Origin of the sequence: Nitrogeniibacter aestuarii, assembly GCF_017309585.1 — a bacterium.
Classification (GTDB): domain Bacteria; phylum Pseudomonadota; class Gammaproteobacteria; order Burkholderiales; family Rhodocyclaceae; genus Nitrogeniibacter; species Nitrogeniibacter aestuarii.
This window is the reverse complement of sequence record NZ_CP071321.1, coordinates 2,464,315-2,483,493: the sequence shown is the minus strand read 5'-3', so window position 1 is coordinate 2,483,493 and position 19,179 is coordinate 2,464,315. Positions and strand designations below refer to the sequence as shown.

The following is a 19,179-nucleotide window of genomic DNA, read 5'->3' as shown; positions in this document are numbered from 1 at the left end:
CAACCGCGAGCCCGACTCATGCTGTTCGTGATTTCACCTGCCAAATCGCTTGACTACGACACCCCCGCGCCCACGGACAAGGCCACTCAACCTGCGTTTCTCGATCAGTCGGCCGAACTGGTCGAGAGGATGCGCCAGTTCGCCCCCGCACAGCTGGGCAAGTTGATGAAGATTTCCGACAAACTCGCGGCCTTGAACGTTGCCCGGTTCGAGGAATGGTCGCGTCCGTTCAACAGGAAAAATGCCAAAGCCTGCGTGTTTGCCTTCAATGGTGATGTCTATGACGGGCTCGACGCCGGGTCGCTGGACGAAGACGGAATTGCCTATACCCAGGAGCACTTGCGCATCCTGTCGGGACTGTATGGTGTGCTCAAGCCGCTGGACCTGATGCAGGCGTACCGCCTCGAAATGGGGACCCGCGTCGATAATGCGAAGGGGAAGAACCTCTACGAGTTCTGGGGTTCGACGCCCACTGATGCGCTCAACAAGGTGTTGAGCGATCACACGCCACCCGTGCTGGTCAATCTGGCTTCGGAAGAGTACTTCAAGGTCGTCAAGCCTGCGGAACTCAAGGCTCGTATCGTCACCCCGGTGTTCGAAGACTGGAAGAACGGGCAATACAAGATCATCAGTTTCCACGCCAAGCGGGCGCGGGGTCTGATGGTTCGCTATGCGATTGACCGCAAGGCCCGCACCGTCGATGAACTGAAGGATTTCGATGTCGACGGCTACCAGTTCGACAACGGCGCATCGGACGGCGATCGCTGGGTGTTTCGACGGAAATCCGCCTGAGCGGGTTCATCAGTCCATTAATAAGACCGACGGGGCAGGGTTCATGGGAATCAAGATCAGTCACGGCTTCGACAGCGGCAGCATCGATGTGGTGGACGCAAGTGATCCGTCGCATGTGCGCTTGCGCTTGAAGCCGGACAACGCCTCAACGTTCTGCCAGTGGTTTCACTTCCGCGTTCATGGTGCGGCCGGTCAGCCCTTGAAAATGGTGTTCGAGAACGCCGCCGAGGCCGCCTATCCGGACGGCTGGCCAGATTATCGCGCCGTCGCTTCCTATGATCGCAAGCACTGGTTTCGGGTCAACGGCACTCGGTATGACGCGGGGCAGCTGGTGATCGAACACACGCCTGAGCGCAACAGCATCTACTACGCCTACTTCGAGCCTTACTCGCATGAGCGGCACCTCGATCTGCTCGGGCGTGTCGAGTTGTCTCCGTATGCCGAGGTGTGCTCGCTGGGGGCAACGCTGCAGGGACGTGAAGTCGATATGGTGCGCGTCGGGCGCGTGCGGGATGACCGGGTACCGGTCTGGATCATTGCCCGTCAGCACCCCGGGGAATCCATGGCGGAGTGGTTCGTCGAGGGGTTGCTCGATCGCTTGCTTGACGCGGCCGACCCGGTGGCGCGGCGCATTCGCGAGCGCGCATGCGTGAACGTCGTGCCGAGCATGAATCCGGACGGCGCCAGCCTCGGCAATCTGCGCACCAACGCGGCCGGCGCCAACCTCAATCGAGAATGGATGAACCCGAGTGTGGCGCGCAGCCCCGAGGTGTATTGGGTGCGCAATGCCATGGAAGCCCACGGTTGCGAGCTATTCCTCGACATCCATGGTGACGAGTCCTTGCCTTACGTTTTTACGGATGGTGCCGGGATGATTCCAGGCTTCCCCGCCGGGACACTCGCTCAGGAGGCAGCCTTTCTCGATGTGTTTGCGGCAGCGAGCCCCGATTTTCAGCGAGAGCACGGCTACTCACCCGATCGTTTTGGCGAAGAAATGCTGACGCTGGCGTCCAAGTGGGTGGCGCACCGGTTCGGCTGCGTATCGCTGACCCTCGAAATGCCCTTCAAGGACAACGCATTGATGCCGGACGGTCAGGTCGGATGGAATGGCGCGCGCAGCAAGCGGCTGGGCGCCGCCATGCTGCAGCCCATTTTGGCGCATCTGGAAGCAGTCAAACGCTGAAGGCGATCATTGAAATCCGTTTGGACTGCTCCCACGAGTCGGGATCAGCGTACGGCGGACTGCGCCTGTTGGGCGCGCTCGACGTATGTGGCGTAAGACTTGTGGGCAACCGGCAGCATCATGGCGGTGGCCACCACCATTGCGAGGATGAGCAGACCCGCGTGTAACCATGGGGTCGGCGATGGGCGGTAGCCATAATCATTCGAGCTCGTCGAGCCCGGCATGAACAGCAACAGCAGACTGGCAACGGCGCCGACGCCGGGGACGAACAACAGCAGTGACCACCAACCACTCCAGTTGAAATCGTGAAAGCGCAGTACCGAGACGCGCAGGATCAGTATGAACCCGACGATGATCGCCGGGATCATGAGCAGAAAGCCGATGCCGCCTCCGGCGAGAGCGCTTGCAAAACCCAGTAGAGCGACGACCAGCATGACGAGGAAGTTGCCCACGAAGTAGCTGCGGCGGCCGAATCGACCTTCGAAACTCAAGCCAAGGTAGCCGGGGCGTTCGACTTCCTGGGAGGTGTCCGATTCCGGTTCTTGGATACCACGGCCGGGGACAGGCGGCCGACGTGCTTCTTCAGCAGCAGCTGCCTGGGCGGCTCGAATGCGCGGCATGTCGGCACCGCACTGCACGCACAGGGTGCGCTTGGGTTGGGTGTGGCCGCATTCCGGGCACTGGGTTTCAGGAACGGGCTCACTGACCGGCTCGACTTGAAGCGGAGACGCGGCGGCGTCCGTCGTCTCGTGCGCCACAGGCGACAGCGCCATGGTTGATGCTGCAGGGGCCGAGTCAGCCGGACGGGATACGAGAGCGCTTGCTTCTGTCTTGACCGCGCTTTCAGGTGCCGTTTCGGCAACCGCCCGGACACCCACGCCCATCGTGGCGAGTTTTCGCCGATAGGCGTCGACGCGTGTTTCGTCCAGGCCGGTCTTGAGAATGACATCCTTCCCTGAGAAAAGTCGCGCTGATTTTTCAGGCGGCACCTTGAGCATGGCGGCCAGTTGCGTTTTGACCCGCTCGGGCTCGTGACCGGGCAGAATGTCACCTGAAAAAACGAGTTTGAAAGTTTTCATGGGTCATTAATGACGAGGGAATGGCGCCATATTAACCAATGCCATGGTGGATTCAACGGCCTGTGGCGTGTTGATGTGACATTGTTCTTGTAAATCGCCCTTCGGGCAGACCATGTCTCGGACACAGAGGCGTGTTCGCATTTCGCTCAAACACACGAGGTGTCATTTGGAAGCGCGTCTGGAATCGCTTGAGTGCAAATTGATGGATGCAGAGGATCAACTGGATGAATTGAACCGCACGGTATTCAGGCAGCAGCAACGCATCGAACGGCTCGAGCGGGAGCTGGCCGCGCTCAAATCCATGGTCATGTCACGAATGCCCGAACAGCAGCGGCGCCTTGAGGACGAAATTCCGCCTCATTACTGAGCGGCTTCGGGTGTTTCCCGACGCGCATGGAGGGGGGCGGTCAGTACCGCGAAATCCTTGGGCGAAACGTATTGCAGCAGCTCCTTGCCCTTGGTGTCGAGAATGACGTCGAGACCCTTCTCCGGGTAGAGCAGGTGGGTCTGGTGATCATTGGTCTGGATACGCTCGGCGGCGGGGCCAAAGCGCTCGGCGATGGCGTCCTGGTCGAGATTTATGGTCGGAATGAAGGCCAGAGAGCGCACCGGCAACGAGAAGATGGTGGCCAGATCGGCGGGCAGCGGTGTTGCTTTCCGGGTGGTCGATTCCATGTACTCGGTTTTCTTGGCGCGTTCACGCATCGCCGCCACCATCTCAGGTGTCGCATCGACCACGATCACGAGTTTGCCCGTGATGTAGCCCGCCCTGGCACTGGCCACATAGGCTTCGATGGCGCCGGGTTCGTCAGGCGCCGTAACGATGGCCACGTCCATGTCGGGACCATAGAGCTGGCGTGCCTCTTCGAGCGGCGTTTGCCCCAGCGTGATTCCCATCACCCGTGCATGGCCATCGTCACGCGTTTCGATATTCCATGGAAGCAGTTCCAGCCGCTTGCTCATGTCGGCGCTGTCTGGAATGAAAAAGATGGGGAGTACCAGAGCCGCAATGATCAGGGCGGCGATGGACATCGCGAGTTTCATGAGGCGTTTCTCGTGCACAGTTCACTTCGAGCCTGCATTGTCGCTGTTTGGGTCAGCGCAGGCAAAGAAGGTGTCGGGAATTGCGCAGATCGGTGATCAAGTTTCCTGACGGCGTGCGAAAAGTCGCACGCCTTTTTAGAACATCGTCATCTTGCGATTGTCACGCCTAAAGTCGTATGACATGATTCCGGAAATCACATCAAATCAAAGGCTAACCGGGTTCGGGTTGGCCTTCCACCGGACGATCAGCCCATGAGTTACGCCGCGCAAGCCCCGAGTGACAGGACGATGCTGGGATGGAAGGCCATGCTCTGGCTGGCCATTCTGTTTGGCGTCATCGGGCTCTACGCCATTCCGCAATTGCTGGGTGGATCGAGCGGTACCGAGCCGGCGGTTCTCATGGCGCAGATCGTCGGCGGTGGTGCGGCGGTGATTCTCGGGGCGTATGCGGCAGGTCTGCTGGTGCGCGGGGCGCCCGCGCCGCGCGAAGAATTCGACGGGATGGCCTCGCTGACCGAGCTTCGCCTGTCAGAGGTGCCGCCAACGACACATTCGGCGCCCACCCAGTTCGATGAGGCCGGCGAGGGTGCGCTCGATACGGTCCTGTCGGATGAGCCGCTACCCGTCATCCCCCAGGTGAGGCCGGTGCAGCGCTCATGGACGCTGGATCTGCTCCAGTCGCTCGAATGGCGCCGGTTCGAGCAGCTGTGCACCAGCTACTATCGCGCCAAGGACATCCAGCATGTGGCCATTCCGTTGGCGGCCAACGGTGGCATGGACATCTACCTGTTCCAGGACAAGGAGCGCGTACGTCGAGCAACGGCCGTGGTGCATGTGCGCACACGCGGTCCGCTGGCGACTGGCGTGCAGGGCGTGCGCGAATTGCTTGGGGTGATGTCCCACGAGCGCATCGAGCGCGCGTTCTTCATGACCAATGGGGTGTTCACCCCCGAGGCCAAAGTGCTGGGGCATCATCACAAGATCGTGCTCGTCGACGCACGGGTCCTGCTGGCCATGATTCAGCGCCTGCCGGAGGACCAGCAAGCTCAACTGCTCGAGGAGGCGACCGTGGGTGACTTCGAGTCGCCCACCTGTCCCATCTGCGGATCGAAAATGGTCCATGCCAATGGCACCCATGGCGACTACTGGGGGTGCTCCAGCTACCCGAAGTGCAACTGGATTGCCCCCATTGCGCCGCGTGCCGCGGCGTGATCAGACGCTCAGCTCAAGTACCTTGAGGGGCGGGTTATCGTCAAAGCTGGGGAAGTCGGCATCGGGGCGAATCCACTGGGCGTCCCGGATCGGTCGGCCTGCCTTGGCTGCACTGCGTTCCAGCTGAGCGAGCCAGGCAGTGCCTTCGACCTGTGCCACATTGTTGCAGCACATCAGCGTGCCGCCCGGCCGCGTCGCCAGCAGCGAGGGCTTGAACAGGGCGGGATAGTCGTTGATCAGATCCACCACACCAAAGGCACTCTTGGCGTACCGGGGTGGATCGAGGAAAACCAGATCAAACTGTCGAGCCTCCAGTGTCGGAAAGGGCGGCAAGCGCCGCCCGCGGACACGTTGGGCCTGCCCGAGCCCGGACAGCTGGCGGATGGCCGGAAATACGTCACTCTGGATGAATCGCGGGCGAATGCCCAAGGCGTTGAGCTTGGCGTTTTCCTTGCCCACATCGAGGCTCGATTGCGCGAAATCCACGTTCATGACAAACGTTGCACCCGCGTGCGCGGCGGCGATACCGACGCCACAGGTACAGGCAAACAGATTCAGTACGCTGCGCCCGGAGGCCAGTTGCGTGACGCGACGGCGTGCTGCACGCAGGTCGAGAAAGAGCCATGGGTCCTGGCCGCTGTGGCGGGCCTGGATGCGAAAGGCGACCCCTGTTTCGAGGGCGACTCTGGGCATTGAAGCGGCGGCGACCTGGTCATCCGGCAAGGGGTTGGTGATGCGTGAATTTCTCGCCGAGCGGTCGTTGTAGATGAGGTCGAACCTTGGGTGCACATCGGCGTAGAAACGGCGAATGATCGTCAGGATTTCGTCAGTCAGGGGCTTGTGAAAGCTCTGAACCAGGATCAGATCGCCATAGCGGTCGATGGTCAGTCCAGCGACGCCTTCGACGCTACCGTGAAAAAGACGGTAGCAGTCAGTCTGTTCCAGCTCGAGCTGGCTGAGCAACGTGCTGCGATGTGCCAAGGCGTTGGCGAGGAGGTCGGACAGGGAAGCGGTATAAGGCAAAGCGAATTGACCGGACGCGTATAGGACCCCGATCTTACTCCATCGCCGCCTTGATCATCGAACGCGAACCCTTCGTCCGGATGCGGGTCAGTCGTAAACCCATTGATTGCATGGAGATCTGGCGTGCGACCTTCTTTGTTTCGTTCATGCTTGATGATTGTCACACTCGTTGCCGGCCTGGCAGGAATGGCGCGAGCCGAGCCGGCCCTGGAGGTGAGTGAAGTCGCTCGTGGCCTTGATGTGCCGTGGTCGCTGGCGTTTCTCCCCGGGGGCGACATGCTGGTGACCGAGCGCCCCGGCCGGATGCGTATCGTCACTACCACCGGGGAGGTCAGTGCATCGCTCGCGGGCCTGCCCGACGTGCACGCGCAAGGGCAGGGGGGCTTGCTGGGCGTCTCCTTGAGTCCGACCTTCGGTACCGACTCACTCATCTATTTTGCATTCGCCCAGCCAACTGAATCTGGCGCGCGTACCGCGGTGGCGCGCGCACGCCTCGATCGGGAGGCGATGCGCCTGGACGAGGTGACGGTGATCTTCGCGCAGAACGAAGATCCACCGGGGGGCGGACACTTCGGCGGGCGCCTGGCCTTTGCCCCCGACGGCACATTGTTCGTCACGCTCGGTGATCGCTACGCCTACCGTGAGCATGCTCAGTATCCCAAGTCGCACCTGGGCAAGATTGTGCGTATCAAACCGGACGGCTCGGTCCCGTCCGACAACCCGTTTGCAACGGCTGACGGTTTTGCCCGCGAAATCTGGTCATGGGGGCATCGCAACGTGCAAGGCGCGGCAATTCATCCTCAATCCGGAAAACTGTGGGCGCACGAGCACGGGCCGCAAGGTGGCGATGAGGTCAACATACCGGCGCCGGGGCGCAATCATGGCTGGCCGGATATCACCTACGGGCGTGAGTACGTGACCGGGTTCCGTATCGGTGAAGGTGAAGTGCGCGACGACGTCGTGCTGCCGGTGCATTACTGGGTGCCTTCGATCGCGCCGTCGGGCATGGCGTTCTACACCGGCGACGTGTTTCCCGAATGGCAGGGCGATCTGTTTGTCGGCTCGCTCAAGTTCGGCGTGCTGGTGCGCCTCGACGTGGAGGGCGAGCGCGTCGTCAAGGAAGAGCGCCTGCTCGACGGGGTCACCCAACGTATCCGCGACGTGGTCAATGGACCCGATGGGGCCATCTACCTGCTCGACGAGGGCGGCGGCCGGGTTTTGCGCGTCAGTCGCAAAGGCGCCTGAAAAAGCCTTCGGTCAGTCGCTTGCTTCACCCGAGGCCGGCGGCGTCGCCCGGGCGACTTCTTCCAGTGTGGTCATGCCCGCGGCGATGTGTCGGGCGCCGGCGAGTCTGAGCGGTTGCATGCCCTCCTTGACGGCGACCGTGCGAAACTGGGTGCCGTCCATGTCGGGGCGTACCCGTTCGCGCAAATCGCTGTTCATGACCATCATCTCGTAGAGGCCTACCCGACCCTGGAAGCCGGTCATCCGGCATTCAAGACACCCTTCCGGGCGATGTGCGTGCTGCGGCACGCTGGAGTTCCAGGGCGTCAGCAGATCCTTCCAGTCGCCGGCGTCGATCTCGGTGGGTTTCTTGCAGTGGGGGCACAGGGTGCGTACCAGACGCTGCGCGAGCACACCCAGCAGCGTTGAGCGGATGAGGTAGGGGGGCACACCAAGATCCATCAGTCGTGTGAGCGCGGACGGCGCATCGTTGGTGTGCAGGGTGGAAAGTACCAGGTGCCCGGTCAGCGCGGCCTGGATGGCCATCTGCGCGGTTTCCAGGTCACGGATCTCGCCCACCATGATCACGTCCGGGTCCTGGCGGAGGAGGGTGCGCACGCCGGAGGCAAAATCGAGCCCGATGTTGGGCTGTACCTGCATCTGGTTCAGGTGCGGATACACCATCTCGATCGGATCTTCGACAGTGCACACGTTGATTTCAGGTTTGGCCAGCTCCTTGAGTGTCGAATAGAGCGTTGTGGTCTTGCCCGAACCAGTGGGGCCCGTCACCAGGATGATCCCGTTGGGTTGCTCGAAGAGCCGGCGCCAGCGGCCTTCTTCTTCCCGTGAAAAGCCCAGGTCGCCGAAGGATTTGAGCAACACGTCCGGATTGAAAATCCGGAGCACCAGCTTTTCACCGAAGGCAGTCGGCATGGTCGACAAGCGAAGTTCGATCTCCTCGCCGCTCGATGACTGGGTCTTGATGCGCCCGTCCTGGGGGCGGCGCTTTTCCACCACATCCATACGGCCCATGAGTTTGATGCGGTTGGTGATCGCGGCCATGACAGGAACGGGTGTCTGATACACCAGATGCATCACGCCATCGATGCGAAAGCGCACATTGCATACTTCGCGGCGCGGTTCGATGTGAATGTCACTGGCGCGCTGGTCGAAGGCGTACTGCAGCAGCCAATCGACGATGTGGATGACGGCCTGATCGTTGGCGTCGAGCGACTTGTTGGAACCGAGTTTGACGAGCTGCTCGAAGTTGCCAATGCCCGATTGCATGCCCTCGTGCTGGTCCAGCGCCTGCTTGAGTGAGCGCGAGAGGCTGTAGAACTCCGCCAGATAGCGAATGATGTCGGTCGGGTTGGCGAGCACGCGCTTGATACGGATCCGCAAGGCCTGTTCCAGCACGTCCTGCCACTCGGCGTCGTACGGCTCCGAGGTGGCGATGGTCACTTCGTCGGCATGCACTGCCACCGGCAGGATGCGAAAACGGGTGGCGTAAGCGTGGGAGACCACGTTGCACACGGCGGTGACATCGATCTTGAGTGGATCGATGTGGAAGTAGGGCATGTCGACTTCGCCCGCCAGCCATTCGGTGACTGCTTCCACATTCAAGGTGTCGTGCGGCGGTACCGCGCGTTTGAGGCGCCGTTCGCCCACGGCAGCCAGCGGATGCAACTCGCTCCGTCCGCGCATACGCAGGGTTGTCGCGGCCTCGTCGCGATCCGCCTTGGTGATCTGGCCGGCCTCGAGCAGACGGTCCAGCAGGGATTCAACACTCAGCGTTCTGGTTTCGGTCTTCATGGTTGCCGTGGTGAACTCGGGTTCGCCAAGTATCCCATGAGATTGCGCGGGCGCACCCCGGGTGCGTGTCGGCTTGTATCCTGTGCAAGCGCCCCCAAGTATTCATGAACCCATGTCCCAGGTCTGCATTCAATGAAACATCTTTTTATTGCTCTTGGTCTTCTGTGCGCGCTGGCCGCGACGAGCCACGCCGAGGAGATCGGCTCGGTGAATACCGAATGGAAGCTCACCGGCTCCCACAAGCTGGTGGTCGAGGCCTTCGATGATCCGAAAGTCGAAGGTGTGGCGTGCTTTGTGGGCAAGCCCGAGCGCGGCGGAATCGCGGGCGCCTTTGGCGTGGCCGAGGAGGTCTCGGATGTGTCGATTGCCTGTCGCCAGGTCGGGCCGATCCGCTTCAAGGAGTCAGTGCCCCTGCAGGAAGACGCGTTCAGCGAACGACGCTCGATCATCTTCAAGACGCTCCATGTGGTTCGCATGGTCGATCGCAAGCGCAACACGCTCGTATATCTCACCTACACCGACAAGATCATCAGTGGCAGCGCCAAGAATTCGGTCACTGCCGTGACGGTCGATCGCGCCACGCCGATTCCGGTCAAGGATTGAATGGCTTGAGTAGAATGGCCGCGTTGAGCATTGGAGCAGATCATGAGTGAATTCGAGGGCAAATACCGGGCGCGGTACGGTGAAGCGAGCATGGATGTTGGTGCGAGCCAGAACGCGATCATTGAACAGCTGCTGACGCACAAATCCGTTCGGGCATACACCGATACGCCAGTTACCGACGCCCAGCTCGACGCCATGATCGCCGCGGCCCAGTCGGCGGCCAGTTCATCCAACCTGCAGGCATGGAGTGTGGTTGCCGTACGCGACCAGGCCACACGCGACGCGCTCGCCGAGTGCGCCGGCGGGCAGGCACATGTGCGCAAGGCGCCTCTTCAGCTGGTGTGGCTTGCCGACCTGGCCCGGCTCGAATCCTTGGCAAAACAACTGGACCGCCCCCATGAGGCGCTCGATTACACCGAGATGTTTCTGGTGGGGGTGATCGATGCCGCACTGGCGGCGCAGAACGCCGTGGTCGCCGCCGAATCGCTGGGGCTGTCAACGGTCTACATCGGTGGCATGCGCAACAAGCCCGAAGCCGTGGCTGAACTGCTGGGGCTGCCGCCGAAGGTGGTGGCGGTGTTCGGTATGTGTGTGGGCATCGAAGACGTTTCGAAACCGGCCAGCGTCAAGCCGCGTCCGCCGCAGGCCGTGGTGCTCCACAAGGAGCGATACGATCTGGACGGCCAGGCCGCCGCGATCGAACGCTATAACGCGGCAATGGCCCGCTTCTACACAGCCCAGCAGATGCATGTGAAAGGCACTTGGGCCGTGCATTCAAGCAAACGGATTGCGGGTCCCGAAACGCTTTCGGGGCGTGATCGACTGGTCGAGGCGTTGCGCAACCGAGGCTTCGGGCTGAAATAAGGCGGGCACACTGCGCCAGTGATTCCGCAGGGCCTGTCAGGCGTGTGCAGTCTGCCAGCGCCCGATCAAGCGGGTGCGGTTCGCGGCAATGTCGTTGATGCTCACTTCGAGTAGCGGGCCACCCAGCGTGTGGCCGCCAAGCGTTGCATTCAATGTCACGTCCGTGTCGGCCACCCGGATTGCAATCGGGCCCTGATCCGTCTTCAGCTTGATTTTCTTGAATGCGTCATCGACCAGCACGCCACCATTGGTGAGGTTCAGGTGCGCGGTCATCTCGACCCGACCGCCAATGCTTTGCTCCGGCGTGAGCTGGCAGTCAACGAGGCGATAATCGTTCGCAAACTTGAGTGCGACACGCCGCAGATGCGCCATTTGTTCAGCCGGCTTCTGTGGAAACTTTGCCGCAGCCAGCTGAGCAACTCTGGACAGTTCTTCGTCGGTCAGGTGGGGGGCTGCTTTGGCGATCATCTCGGGCGGTACGCAGACGCCGGTCTTGGTCACGAGGCAGCGACTCGAATGCCCCTCCAGCGCAATCCCTGCTTTTGCCAGTTGTTTCTTGGTCACGGTCGGCATGCCGCCGAACACGGTCGGGCCAAGTGCCTCCTTCAGTTTTGCGAGCAACTGTTCCTCAGTTGCCTCCGAAAATCCTGCAGGGACGGTCAGGTCGAAGTCGAAGGAGATGCTGAGCTTGGCGTTGCCGTTGGCCATGGTTCGCCCCGTGAATGGTCAGTCTTTCAGATTACGGCTCAAACCGTTCCGACTTTACGGGCATGCGTGAAAATTGGGCCCGGCTCGCCTGAGGGACGCTGCGCCGTGATCCGGCGTCAGCCGGGTAGGGTAAATGGCATATTTGATGTAAAGAAATATGACGAATGACCGATAGAGGCTCATGATAATAACGACACCCCACACCCGATGGACACAACGCTTGATCAGTCGCCCGTGCTCGTGACGAGCCTTCGCGTCGCGGAGGTCGTGCGAGAGCTGCTGATGGATCCGGCCCTGCACTTGTCGACGCTCACGAACGCCATCCGTGTGGAGCCCGAGGTCAGTGCTGCGCTGTTGCGCATGGCCAATGGAGCCGCCTTGATGCACGATGAGCCGGTCGTCGAGCTGGACCGTGCGATCGCCATGATCGGTACCGCGCAGGTACGGGTTGTGGCCATACAGGTAGTGATGCGCCAACTCGTCGAGGGCTTGCCGACGGCCGCCGCCAGAAGCGTGGCCGAGCGCGTGTGGGAGCATTCCGTCGAGGTCGCGTGTCTGGCTGAACAGATCGGACGCGGCCACGGATTGCGCTCCGACTACTGCCACACGCTCGGGTTGCTTCATGATCTGCCGGTGTTCGCCTTTCTCAACAGCGCACGGACAAACCCGACGGCGTTCGCAAACGAGCAATCGATCCAGGCAGCAGCATCGAATTTCACGGCGCCGACAGCAGCACAGCTGGCGCGAGAACTGGGCGTACCCGACACGTTCGTGGCCGATCTCGTCCAGCTCGACGGCATCAACGGTTACAGCGATGCCGCTGATGCGATCCGGACAGCGCACGGCTGCGTGTCGACCACCCATGAGCTTGATCGCTTCAGACAGCGTGCCATGTGTGACGCCATGCGGGGCCTCATGGATGAGGCCAAGCGGCGCAAAGACGAACTGCTTGATCTGGTGAGGATGTACTGAGATGTCGGTACTTGCGCGGCGCATGGCCGGCATGTATCCGTACTGGTGCCACATCAAGGCCGGACGGGTGGTCGATGCCAGCCCGGTATTTCGCGAAACGAATCCATCGCTGAGCGACGCGGCACAGCTGTGGCCGCACAACCCGGCCCTTGCTGAGCATGTGCGTGACGTGGCCTCGCGCGGTGAGCCGAGGCGGATCGGTCGAACCGTGCTCGGGCGCGAAGCGCATGAGGTCGACAATGTCGTCCTGATTCCGGCTGACGACTACGGTGTCTTTCTGGCGGGCTTGCTGGTCGAAAGCGCGGATGATGAATTCCGCCGCCTCGAACTGGCGCGGTGGCGAGCCGATCTGGCCGACATCGTTTCTGCACCGTTGCCGCAGATCAAGCGGATCAATGGTTGCCTCGAAATGCTCGTGCGGTACGTGTCAGCATCGCACGTGATGATTGTCGAGTGTCTGGCCGATCAATGTCGCGTCATCAATGGTGCCATGCCGGTGGGGCCTTTCGGTCTCGTCAGTGCCGAGCTTGGCGAGCGCTTTGAGGCCATGCGGGACGCGCTTGACTTCGACAAGCTGGTACAGACGGTCTGTCCCGCCGAGGTCAATGCGGGCCGAGCCGTCACCATGGTGTACCCGCTTCCGTGTGGCTTGCCCGAAATGAGCCGAATGCTGATCGTCGATGGCATCCGCTCTGACCGGGAGACGCTCGCACCCGTGATGATCAATGCCGTCGCTAACTGGATTGGCAACATCATGAATGCGGCGGACGATACCCGCCTGGCGCAGCAACGCGACAAGCTCTACGCCGAAGTTGTCCGTGCCATGTCGGATGCGGTGCTGATCGTCTCGGAAGCAAGCCTGGAGGTGATCCAGGGCAATGCGGCGGCAGCGCTGCTGACGGGTGTCGATGAATCGGTCATGCCGGGTATCGCGCTCAACGAATTGCTGGTGCTCACCACCAACGGAGGCGAGCCGGTGTCGTGGGCAGATCTGGTCAAGCATGATCAGACCGTGTGCATCGATCCGATCACCTGCGAGCTGCCCCGTCGGGAATCGCTCACCATGGTCAAGGGGTCCTGCGTGCGTCTCGATGGAGCAACGAGCGCGGGCGCCACGGACGATACGCTGGTGCTGGTTCTGCACGACGTGAGCCACGAGATCGAACACATGCGCCGCGCCGAATGGGAGGCGACGCACGACACGCTCACCGGGCTGCACAATCGTGCCGGATTCGAGCGGGCCCTGTCCCATCACTCGGGCGGCGGCCAGATGATCTGTATTGATCTTGATCGCTTCAAGATCATCAACGACACCTGCGGACACGCGGCAGGCGACGAGGTGCTGACCGCGGTGGCAAGCATCATGCGGCGGCAGGTACGTCGCGCCGACATTCTGGCTCGAATCGGGGGCGATGAATTCTTCGTGGCCTTGCCCAACTGCCCAGAGGACATTGCCATGCGCATTGCCGAGGCGATACGCATGGCCATTGCCGACTACGCCTATCTCAACGAAACCGGAGAAACGTTCCGGATCAGCGCCTCCATCGGTGTTTCCGCCTACGCGGAAGGCGACGCTCTGCAGCGTGTTCGGGCCGATGCCGATGCGGCGATGTACAGCGCCAAGCGCTCCGGCAAGAACCGTATCGTGGTGTTCGACCACAGCCCCGACGCCATGGGGCACTCGTCGGACGCGCACTGGGCCCACCGCATTGAACGCGCGATCGAAGAGAACCGGATCGAACTGTGGCGTCAGCCCATCGTGGATCTGCAGGCGACACGCGGTCGTGGCTACGAGGTGCTGGCGCGCATGCGTGACGAGGCCGGCGGCCTCGTGGGGGCAGGTGAGTTCATTCCGCCCGCAGAGCGCTACGACCTGATTGGCCGGCTGGACCGCCACATCATCGAGCAGGTGGCCCTGCATTTCGAGGACGTCGTCCGTGGCGGCCGATATGCCTCGGTCAATATTTCCGGCCGTTCCATCTCGGATCCGTCTCTGGTCGAGTGGATCATCGACTGTTTCGACCGCGCCTGCGTGAATCCGCATCAGGTGTGCATCGAGCTGACCGAGACGGCCGCCGTGGCGGATCACGAGCTGGCACTGTCGCTCATGGACAAGCTGAGGGGCGCAGGTTTTCTGATCGCCCTGGATGATCTGGGCAGCGGCGTGGCCAGTTTCGCCAGCCTGAGGCGTCTGCCGGTCGACATCGTCAAACTCGATGGTGCCTATGTGCGCGGCGTTGCGCAGGACGAGGGTGCCCAGAACATCGTGCGTGCCGTGGTCCAGGTTGCACAGACCTACGGCATCGATACCGTGGCCGAGTGGATCGAGGATGCGCAGACTGCGGCCTGGGTCAGCAGTGCCGGGATAACGCGCGGTCAGGGTTTCTACCTGGGGGCGCCGGAGCCGGTGACCCTGCATCATTTCGTGGCCACCTTGACGATGACCGAGAACTGGCGTGTGACCGACCCGAACTCGACGCTATGAAAAACGCGTTGGCTGATCGCTGACGACGTGCGAGAATCCCCGGCAAAATTAAATAAAGTGTGTCGGGGGCGGTCAGAGCATCTCGACAACTGTCGCCGCCCCATCGGGCGACGCTACCAACGAGATCAACGACCATGAGTTTGTCCGATTCCTGTGTCGGCATTCCGCTGCGCCTGAAGTTCAACGTCATTCTGATTTCGATTTTCCTCATCAGTCTCCTTGGCGCCGGGGTGTATTACTACGGTTTCCTGGAAAAAGGCGCCATCGATGATGTGAGGCGCGATTCCGAGGTGCTCATGGAGACGGCGCTGGCGATCCGGGGCTACACCACCGACCAGGTCAAACCGCACCTCGATCCACTGAACGTCGATCGTTTTCTGCCGCAGACCGTGCCGGCATTTGCCGCCGTCGAGACACTGCGCCGGCTCTCCGAACGCTATCCCGGCTACGAATATCGTGAGGCCACACTGGATCCGACCAACCCGCGAAACCGCGCCAATGGCTGGGAGCGGGGCGTCATCGAACGCTTGACGGCATTGCAGAAAAGCGGCACCGACGATCAGGTCGAAGCCACCGGGACGGTCGGTGACGGGATCAAGCGCTCCATGTATGTGGCCCGGCCCATCACCATTCAGAACCCGGCATGCCTCAGTTGCCATGGCAGCCCCGAGTCAGCGCCGGCCAGCATGGTCAAGCTCTACGGCAAGACCGGTGGTTTCGGATGGAACATCGGCCAGACGATCGGCATGCAGGTGGTCAAGGTGCCGATGCTGTATCCGCTTGAAAAGGCACGCAGCACCTTCAATACCTTCATGATCTCGCTGCTGATCATCTTCGGTCTCATGTTTCTGGGGCTGAATATTGCCTTGTCCGCGCTGGTGATCGAGCCCATGGCGCGCCTGAACCGGCGGCTTGAAGATCTGGCCACCCGGGACTTCCTGACCGATCTGGTCAATCGCCGCCGCTTCTTTGAGCGACTCGGATCCGAAATGTCCGATGCCCGGGTGCACAACACCAGTCTTTCAGTGGTGATGTTCGACATCGACTTCTTCAAGCGCATCAACGACACCTTCGGCCACGACAGTGGTGATCTGGTGCTCAAGCACACGGCGATCCGCGTTCGTGAGCTCTTGCGCCGTTCGGACTGCGCCGCCCGCTTCGGCGGTGAGGAATTCATGATTCTGCTGCGCGAGACGCCCATCGACGCGGCGATGGCGGTTGCCGAGGCCGTCCGGGCAAAGATCGCGGACATCCCCTTCGAACAGGTCGGTACCGTCAGCGCGAGCTTCGGCGTCGCCGAGTGGAATCACGAAGAAGATGCGCATGCGCTCATCAATCGTGCCGACAAGGCGCTGTACGAAGCCAAGGACAGCGGGCGCAATACGGTCTGCCGTGCCAAGGATGCGCCGGTCAGGCGCGTGCTGGTCGAAAGCCCGGCGGTGTGACGGTCGCGACAAGGCCTCAGCGCCGCGCCAGGTGCTCGGCGGCGCGCGTCTTGGCGGCGTGATAGTCGCCATGACCGACGTGAATCAGATCCGCCAGCTTGCGCATCAGATGATTTTCGTGCGCGGCGACGGTACCGTCGGCCAGGGCAATCCGCCACAGGTATTCCATGATGCGAACCTTGTCCTCAATGGGCAAGGTGGCGTTGATTTCCTTGGTAAAGGCGAAAAATCCCGGGGCGTTTTTCGCGGCGCGCTCCGCTTCGCGAATGAGTGAATCCAGCGCCGTCTGGTCCAGATCGAATTCATGGGCCAGGGCGCCTCGCAAGGCGGCTTCTTCCTCGGGCGCGACCGTGTGATCGGCGTGGACCATCTCGACAAGCAGAGCAGCCGTTGCCAGTTGCAGATTGAGTTCGCGGGCTGAATCGGCCGACTCCCGATCGGTCACGGCTTGAAAGATCTGCTTCAGGAAAGAGGGCATCCGGACTCCGGTTTCAATTCAGGCTGGGCCTGATTTTACCGTTGTGATCGCGGTGAGCGCCGATTGGTTCCGGCGGGCGCTCAGAAGCACAGCGTGGCGATGAGGTGAACGCTGCGTTCGATTTCCGCGGTCGGTGTGTCCGGCACCGAATTCTTGAACTCCGGATGACGGTCATCGAACAGGTTCTTGCCAATGACGCTCAGTTCAAGTTCCTCGCTGACGGCCACGTGATAGGCAGCGTCCACCGCTGTGTACGCGGGAATGTCGCCGTGGCGTAACTTAGCGACATGACGTAGCAGCAGGTCGAATTTCTGCCCGCTGGCGACATTCATCGATGATCTCAACCCGACCTGATAGCGCGGTGACGCGCCCAGCACGCGCTCACGCTCAACCCGCGCGATGGGATCGTTCGTTGTCGGCGCTTCAAGACGTTGATTGGTGTAGTTCAGATGCATCCGCCACCAGGGCTTGACCTGCCAGTTCGCACTCGCTTCGATGCCCGTGCTTTCAAGGATGCTCTGGTTGTGCAGATGCGCTTCGAGAAGGACGTAAGGGGTGATCGTGTTTGGCGCACAGCCCGGAACGGCAGGGGCGCCAGGGAAAGGTATTGCTGCGACACCTGCCGGGCACGAGTACCCTTCACTATGGACGGTGCGCAGATCGTGATAGCGCGTGTGATAAAACGCGATGTCATACCTGAAGTCAGCACTGGGTTCTTGCCTGAAACCGAGTTCATAGGTGGTGGCCTTCTCTGGCGAGATGCGTCCGCCCTCACGACGTATGAGCGGTTGTATCCAGAGTGCACCCGAGCGCACACCTTCGATGGCCAGGGTCATGTCGGTTTCGGTGCGGGACAGGGTGCGCACGGCGCGTGATACGGCACCCCACAGGGTGATGTGCTCGGCTGGCGTCCAGATCAGCCGGGCATTGGGCTGCCAGTTGAAGCCGCTGCGTTCATCCTGCTCGATTTTCGTGCCCACGATCCATTTCAGGGCGTCGGGCACCAGGGTGATCTCATCATGCACGAAGGCACCCAGGCGACCATAGTCGGCCGACGCTGGCGAGACTTCGAACGGCATCTGGGTGTCGAAACGGTCGTCGAGCCATCGGTAGTCAAGGCCCCAGATCACATCATGCGGGCCAAGTACGGTCCGCAGTTGCGCGTCGACCGCCAGCTCTGTGCGTTCGGCCTGGAGCTCACCGGTCCGCATGCGGTTGTAATTGATGTAGGTCTGTACGGATAACTCGTGGTCGTCCGCTGTGCGCGTCGTGATCCGGGCGCCGGTGTCGAAACCGAATGAGTTTTCGGTCAGGTTCAAGTAGGGGTTCTGCTGTGAGCCTGGCATTGGCACCTGCCAGATGTCGCCCGCACGATTGGCGAACACGTTTCCGCTCACCGTCAGCTGGGCGCCGTCAATCAGCCCGTCAAAGCGGAATCCTGCCCGACGCGCCTGCCAGCCCGATGCGTCGCGGATCGTCGGATCGGCGTTCGGCTGGGCGCCGCCGCTCTGCATGAGTGCATAGGCCCGCAGGTATTCAGATGCGCCCAATTGCGTGCCGACGCGACCGGCGATGCGACCGCCCCCATGGTTGTCGACCCGGGTGGAGATCAGCGTCTCTTCGGTGTCGCGTGCATTGCGGGTGACGATGTTGATGACGCCATTGACCGCGTTCGATCCCCACAGGGCCGCCCCCGGTCCGCGGACGACTTCGATGCGCTCGATGTCTTCCATGAGCAGATTCTGGTCCTCCCAGAGGGGGCCGGAGAAGATCGGACTGTAGATGTTGCGCCCGTCGATGAGGACGAGCAGCTTGTTGGCAAAACGCTCGTTGAGCCCGCGCGCACTGACAGCCCATCGGTTGCCCGACAGTTGAGCCACTTCAATGCCGGGCACCATGCGCAGCGCTTCGGGAATGCTCAGTGCGCCACTGCGGAGAATGTCCTCACGCGAAATCACGTAGCCCGCCGCGGCCACGTCGCGCACGCGCTGCGCCTTTCGGGCCATGGTGGTGAGGGTGTAGTTGCTCAACTCCTCAAGACTGAGGTCGAGCAGTTCGTCCAGTGATGTCCCCATTGCCGTGAATGGACTCAAGGCAATGGCGAGGACACACAGCGCAGGGAGGCGTCGTGAAATCGGGGGCACGCAATCGATGGGTGGTTTGAGCTGGTCTGATTAACGGCAGATCAGGTCGAGGACTTGATAGTCCGGCCCATCGGTGCGTGACAGGCTGCGGTGGCAGGACCTCCCGCCTGA

17 protein-coding genes are annotated in these 19,179 nt (G+C 61.6%); 10 read left to right on the top strand and 7 right to left on the bottom strand.

The window, feature by feature from the left end; translation table 11 throughout:
• The first annotated feature begins 18 nt into the window (after positions 1–18).
• Complete coding sequence (gene yaaA / locus J0W34_RS11375) at positions 19–792, top strand: peroxide stress protein YaaA (protein ID WP_230968880.1); 774 nt, start codon at positions 19–21, stop codon at positions 790–792.
• A 49-nt stretch (positions 793–841) separates the two neighbouring features.
• Positions 842–1,975, top strand: a complete 1,134-nt coding sequence (locus J0W34_RS11370) for a M14 family metallopeptidase (RefSeq protein ID WP_230971666.1) — start codon at positions 842–844, stop codon at positions 1,973–1,975.
• 44 nt (positions 1,976–2,019) lie between these two features.
• Here the strand turns inward: J0W34_RS11370 and J0W34_RS11365 are convergent, their stop codons facing one another.
• A complete protein-coding gene (locus J0W34_RS11365; protein WP_230968879.1) occupies positions 2,020–3,054 on the bottom strand; it encodes a DUF805 domain-containing protein in 1,035 nt (344 codons plus the stop codon).
• A gap of 202 nt (positions 3,055–3,256) precedes the next feature.
• Here J0W34_RS11365 and J0W34_RS11360 point away from each other — a divergent pair, with 202 nt between their 5' ends.
• Positions 3,257–3,421: a SlyX family protein gene (locus tag J0W34_RS11360; protein ID WP_321573642.1), complete on the top strand. Its 165-nt coding sequence runs from the start codon at positions 3,257–3,259 to the stop codon at positions 3,419–3,421.
• On the opposite strand, the gene J0W34_RS11355 is transcribed toward J0W34_RS11360, so the two are convergent.
• A complete protein-coding gene (locus J0W34_RS11355; RefSeq protein ID WP_227814412.1) occupies positions 3,415–4,098 on the bottom strand; it encodes a type 1 periplasmic-binding domain-containing protein in 684 nt (227 codons plus the stop codon). The genes J0W34_RS11360 and J0W34_RS11355 overlap by 7 nt on opposite strands.
• 252 nt (positions 4,099–4,350) lie before the next feature.
• On the opposite strand from J0W34_RS11355, the gene J0W34_RS11350 reads away from it, so the two are divergent.
• Entirely contained in the window at positions 4,351–5,310 is a 960-nt protein-coding gene (locus tag J0W34_RS11350; RefSeq protein WP_230968878.1) for a restriction endonuclease, read from the top strand.
• On the opposite strand, the gene J0W34_RS11345 is transcribed toward J0W34_RS11350, so the two are convergent.
• Positions 5,311–6,333: a class I SAM-dependent rRNA methyltransferase gene (locus J0W34_RS11345; protein WP_230968877.1), complete on the bottom strand. Its 1,023-nt coding sequence runs from the start codon at positions 6,331–6,333 to the stop codon at positions 5,311–5,313.
• Between the two features lie 153 nt (positions 6,334–6,486).
• Between J0W34_RS11345 and J0W34_RS11340 the strand changes: the two genes are divergently transcribed.
• Entirely contained in the window at positions 6,487–7,578 is a 1,092-nt protein-coding gene (locus tag J0W34_RS11340; protein ID WP_230968876.1) for a PQQ-dependent sugar dehydrogenase, read from the top strand.
• A 12-nt stretch (positions 7,579–7,590) separates the two neighbouring features.
• On the opposite strand, the gene J0W34_RS11335 is transcribed toward J0W34_RS11340, so the two are convergent.
• Positions 7,591–9,369 carry a GspE/PulE family protein gene (locus J0W34_RS11335; RefSeq protein ID WP_230968875.1) on the bottom strand — a complete coding sequence of 593 codons (1,779 nt, stop codon included), beginning with the start codon at positions 9,367–9,369 and terminating at the stop codon, positions 7,591–7,593.
• Between the two features lie 132 nt (positions 9,370–9,501).
• On the opposite strand from J0W34_RS11335, the gene J0W34_RS11330 reads away from it, so the two are divergent.
• Both J0W34_RS11330 and J0W34_RS11325 read left to right on the top strand, forming a co-directional pair.
• Positions 9,502–9,972, top strand: coding sequence for a CreA family protein (locus J0W34_RS11330; RefSeq protein ID WP_230968874.1), 471 nt, complete (start codon positions 9,502–9,504; stop codon positions 9,970–9,972).
• 42 nt (positions 9,973–10,014) lie between these two features.
• Positions 10,015–10,836: an NADPH-dependent oxidoreductase gene (locus J0W34_RS11325; protein WP_230968873.1), complete on the top strand. Its 822-nt coding sequence runs from the start codon at positions 10,015–10,017 to the stop codon at positions 10,834–10,836.
• Between the two features lie 36 nt (positions 10,837–10,872).
• Here J0W34_RS11325 and J0W34_RS11320 read toward each other — a convergent pair whose 3' ends face one another.
• The gene (locus tag J0W34_RS11320; RefSeq protein ID WP_230968872.1) at positions 10,873–11,544 is read right to left on the bottom strand and encodes a hypothetical protein; all 672 of its coding nucleotides are present in this window, start codon (positions 11,542–11,544) and stop codon (positions 10,873–10,875) included.
• 207 nt (positions 11,545–11,751) lie between these two features.
• Between J0W34_RS11320 and J0W34_RS11315 the strand changes: the two genes are divergently transcribed.
• The 3 genes from J0W34_RS11315 (at position 11,752) to J0W34_RS11305 (ending at position 16,446) form a co-directional block, all read left to right on the top strand.
• Positions 11,752–12,516: an HDOD domain-containing protein gene (locus J0W34_RS11315; RefSeq protein WP_230968871.1), complete on the top strand. Its 765-nt coding sequence runs from the start codon at positions 11,752–11,754 to the stop codon at positions 12,514–12,516.
• 1 nt (position 12,517) lies between these two features.
• Positions 12,518–15,001: a putative bifunctional diguanylate cyclase/phosphodiesterase gene (locus J0W34_RS11310; RefSeq protein ID WP_227814421.1), complete on the top strand. Its 2,484-nt coding sequence runs from the start codon at positions 12,518–12,520 to the stop codon at positions 14,999–15,001.
• 134 nt (positions 15,002–15,135) lie between these two features.
• The gene (locus tag J0W34_RS11305) at positions 15,136–16,446 is read left to right on the top strand and encodes a diguanylate cyclase (protein WP_230968870.1); all 1,311 of its coding nucleotides are present in this window, start codon (positions 15,136–15,138) and stop codon (positions 16,444–16,446) included.
• A 16-nt stretch (positions 16,447–16,462) separates the two neighbouring features.
• On the opposite strand, the gene J0W34_RS11300 is transcribed toward J0W34_RS11305, so the two are convergent.
• Positions 16,463–16,924: a tellurite resistance TerB family protein gene (locus J0W34_RS11300; RefSeq protein ID WP_230968869.1), complete on the bottom strand. Its 462-nt coding sequence runs from the start codon at positions 16,922–16,924 to the stop codon at positions 16,463–16,465.
• 80 nt (positions 16,925–17,004) lie between these two features.
• Positions 17,005–18,999 (bottom strand): TonB-dependent receptor plug domain-containing protein, encoded by a 1,995-nt coding sequence (locus J0W34_RS11295; RefSeq protein ID WP_269144616.1) that lies wholly within the window; start codon positions 18,997–18,999, stop codon positions 17,005–17,007.
• Positions 19,000–19,179 lie beyond the last annotated feature (180 nt).

Coding starts and splice junctions, on each gene's coding strand:
- yaaA (WP_230968880.1), top strand. CDS start 19: ATGCTGTTCGTGATTTCACCTGCCAAATCGCTTGACTACGACACCCCC.
- J0W34_RS11365 (WP_230968879.1), bottom strand. CDS start 3,054: ATGAAAACTTTCAAACTCGTTTTTTCAGGTGACATTCTGCCCGGTCAC.
- J0W34_RS11360 (WP_321573642.1), top strand. CDS start 3,257: ATGGATGCAGAGGATCAACTGGATGAATTGAACCGCACGGTATTCAGG.
- J0W34_RS11355 (WP_227814412.1), bottom strand. CDS start 4,098: ATGAAACTCGCGATGTCCATCGCCGCCCTGATCATTGCGGCTCTGGTA.
- J0W34_RS11350 (WP_230968878.1), top strand. CDS start 4,351: ATGAGTTACGCCGCGCAAGCCCCGAGTGACAGGACGATGCTGGGATGG.
- J0W34_RS11340 (WP_230968876.1), top strand. CDS start 6,487: ATGATTGTCACACTCGTTGCCGGCCTGGCAGGAATGGCGCGAGCCGAG.
- J0W34_RS11335 (WP_230968875.1), bottom strand. CDS start 9,369: ATGAAGACCGAAACCAGAACGCTGAGTGTTGAATCCCTGCTGGACCGT.
- J0W34_RS11330 (WP_230968874.1), top strand. CDS start 9,502: ATGAAACATCTTTTTATTGCTCTTGGTCTTCTGTGCGCGCTGGCCGCG.
- J0W34_RS11325 (WP_230968873.1), top strand. CDS start 10,015: ATGAGTGAATTCGAGGGCAAATACCGGGCGCGGTACGGTGAAGCGAGC.
- J0W34_RS11320 (WP_230968872.1), bottom strand. CDS start 11,544: ATGGCCAACGGCAACGCCAAGCTCAGCATCTCCTTCGACTTCGACCTG.
- J0W34_RS11315 (WP_230968871.1), top strand. CDS start 11,752: ATGGACACAACGCTTGATCAGTCGCCCGTGCTCGTGACGAGCCTTCGC.
- J0W34_RS11310 (WP_227814421.1), top strand. CDS start 12,518: ATGTCGGTACTTGCGCGGCGCATGGCCGGCATGTATCCGTACTGGTGC.
- J0W34_RS11305 (WP_230968870.1), top strand. CDS start 15,136: ATGAGTTTGTCCGATTCCTGTGTCGGCATTCCGCTGCGCCTGAAGTTC.
- J0W34_RS11300 (WP_230968869.1), bottom strand. CDS start 16,924: ATGCCCTCTTTCCTGAAGCAGATCTTTCAAGCCGTGACCGATCGGGAG.
- J0W34_RS11295 (WP_269144616.1), bottom strand. CDS start 18,999: ATGGGGACATCACTGGACGAACTGCTCGACCTCAGTCTTGAGGAGTTG.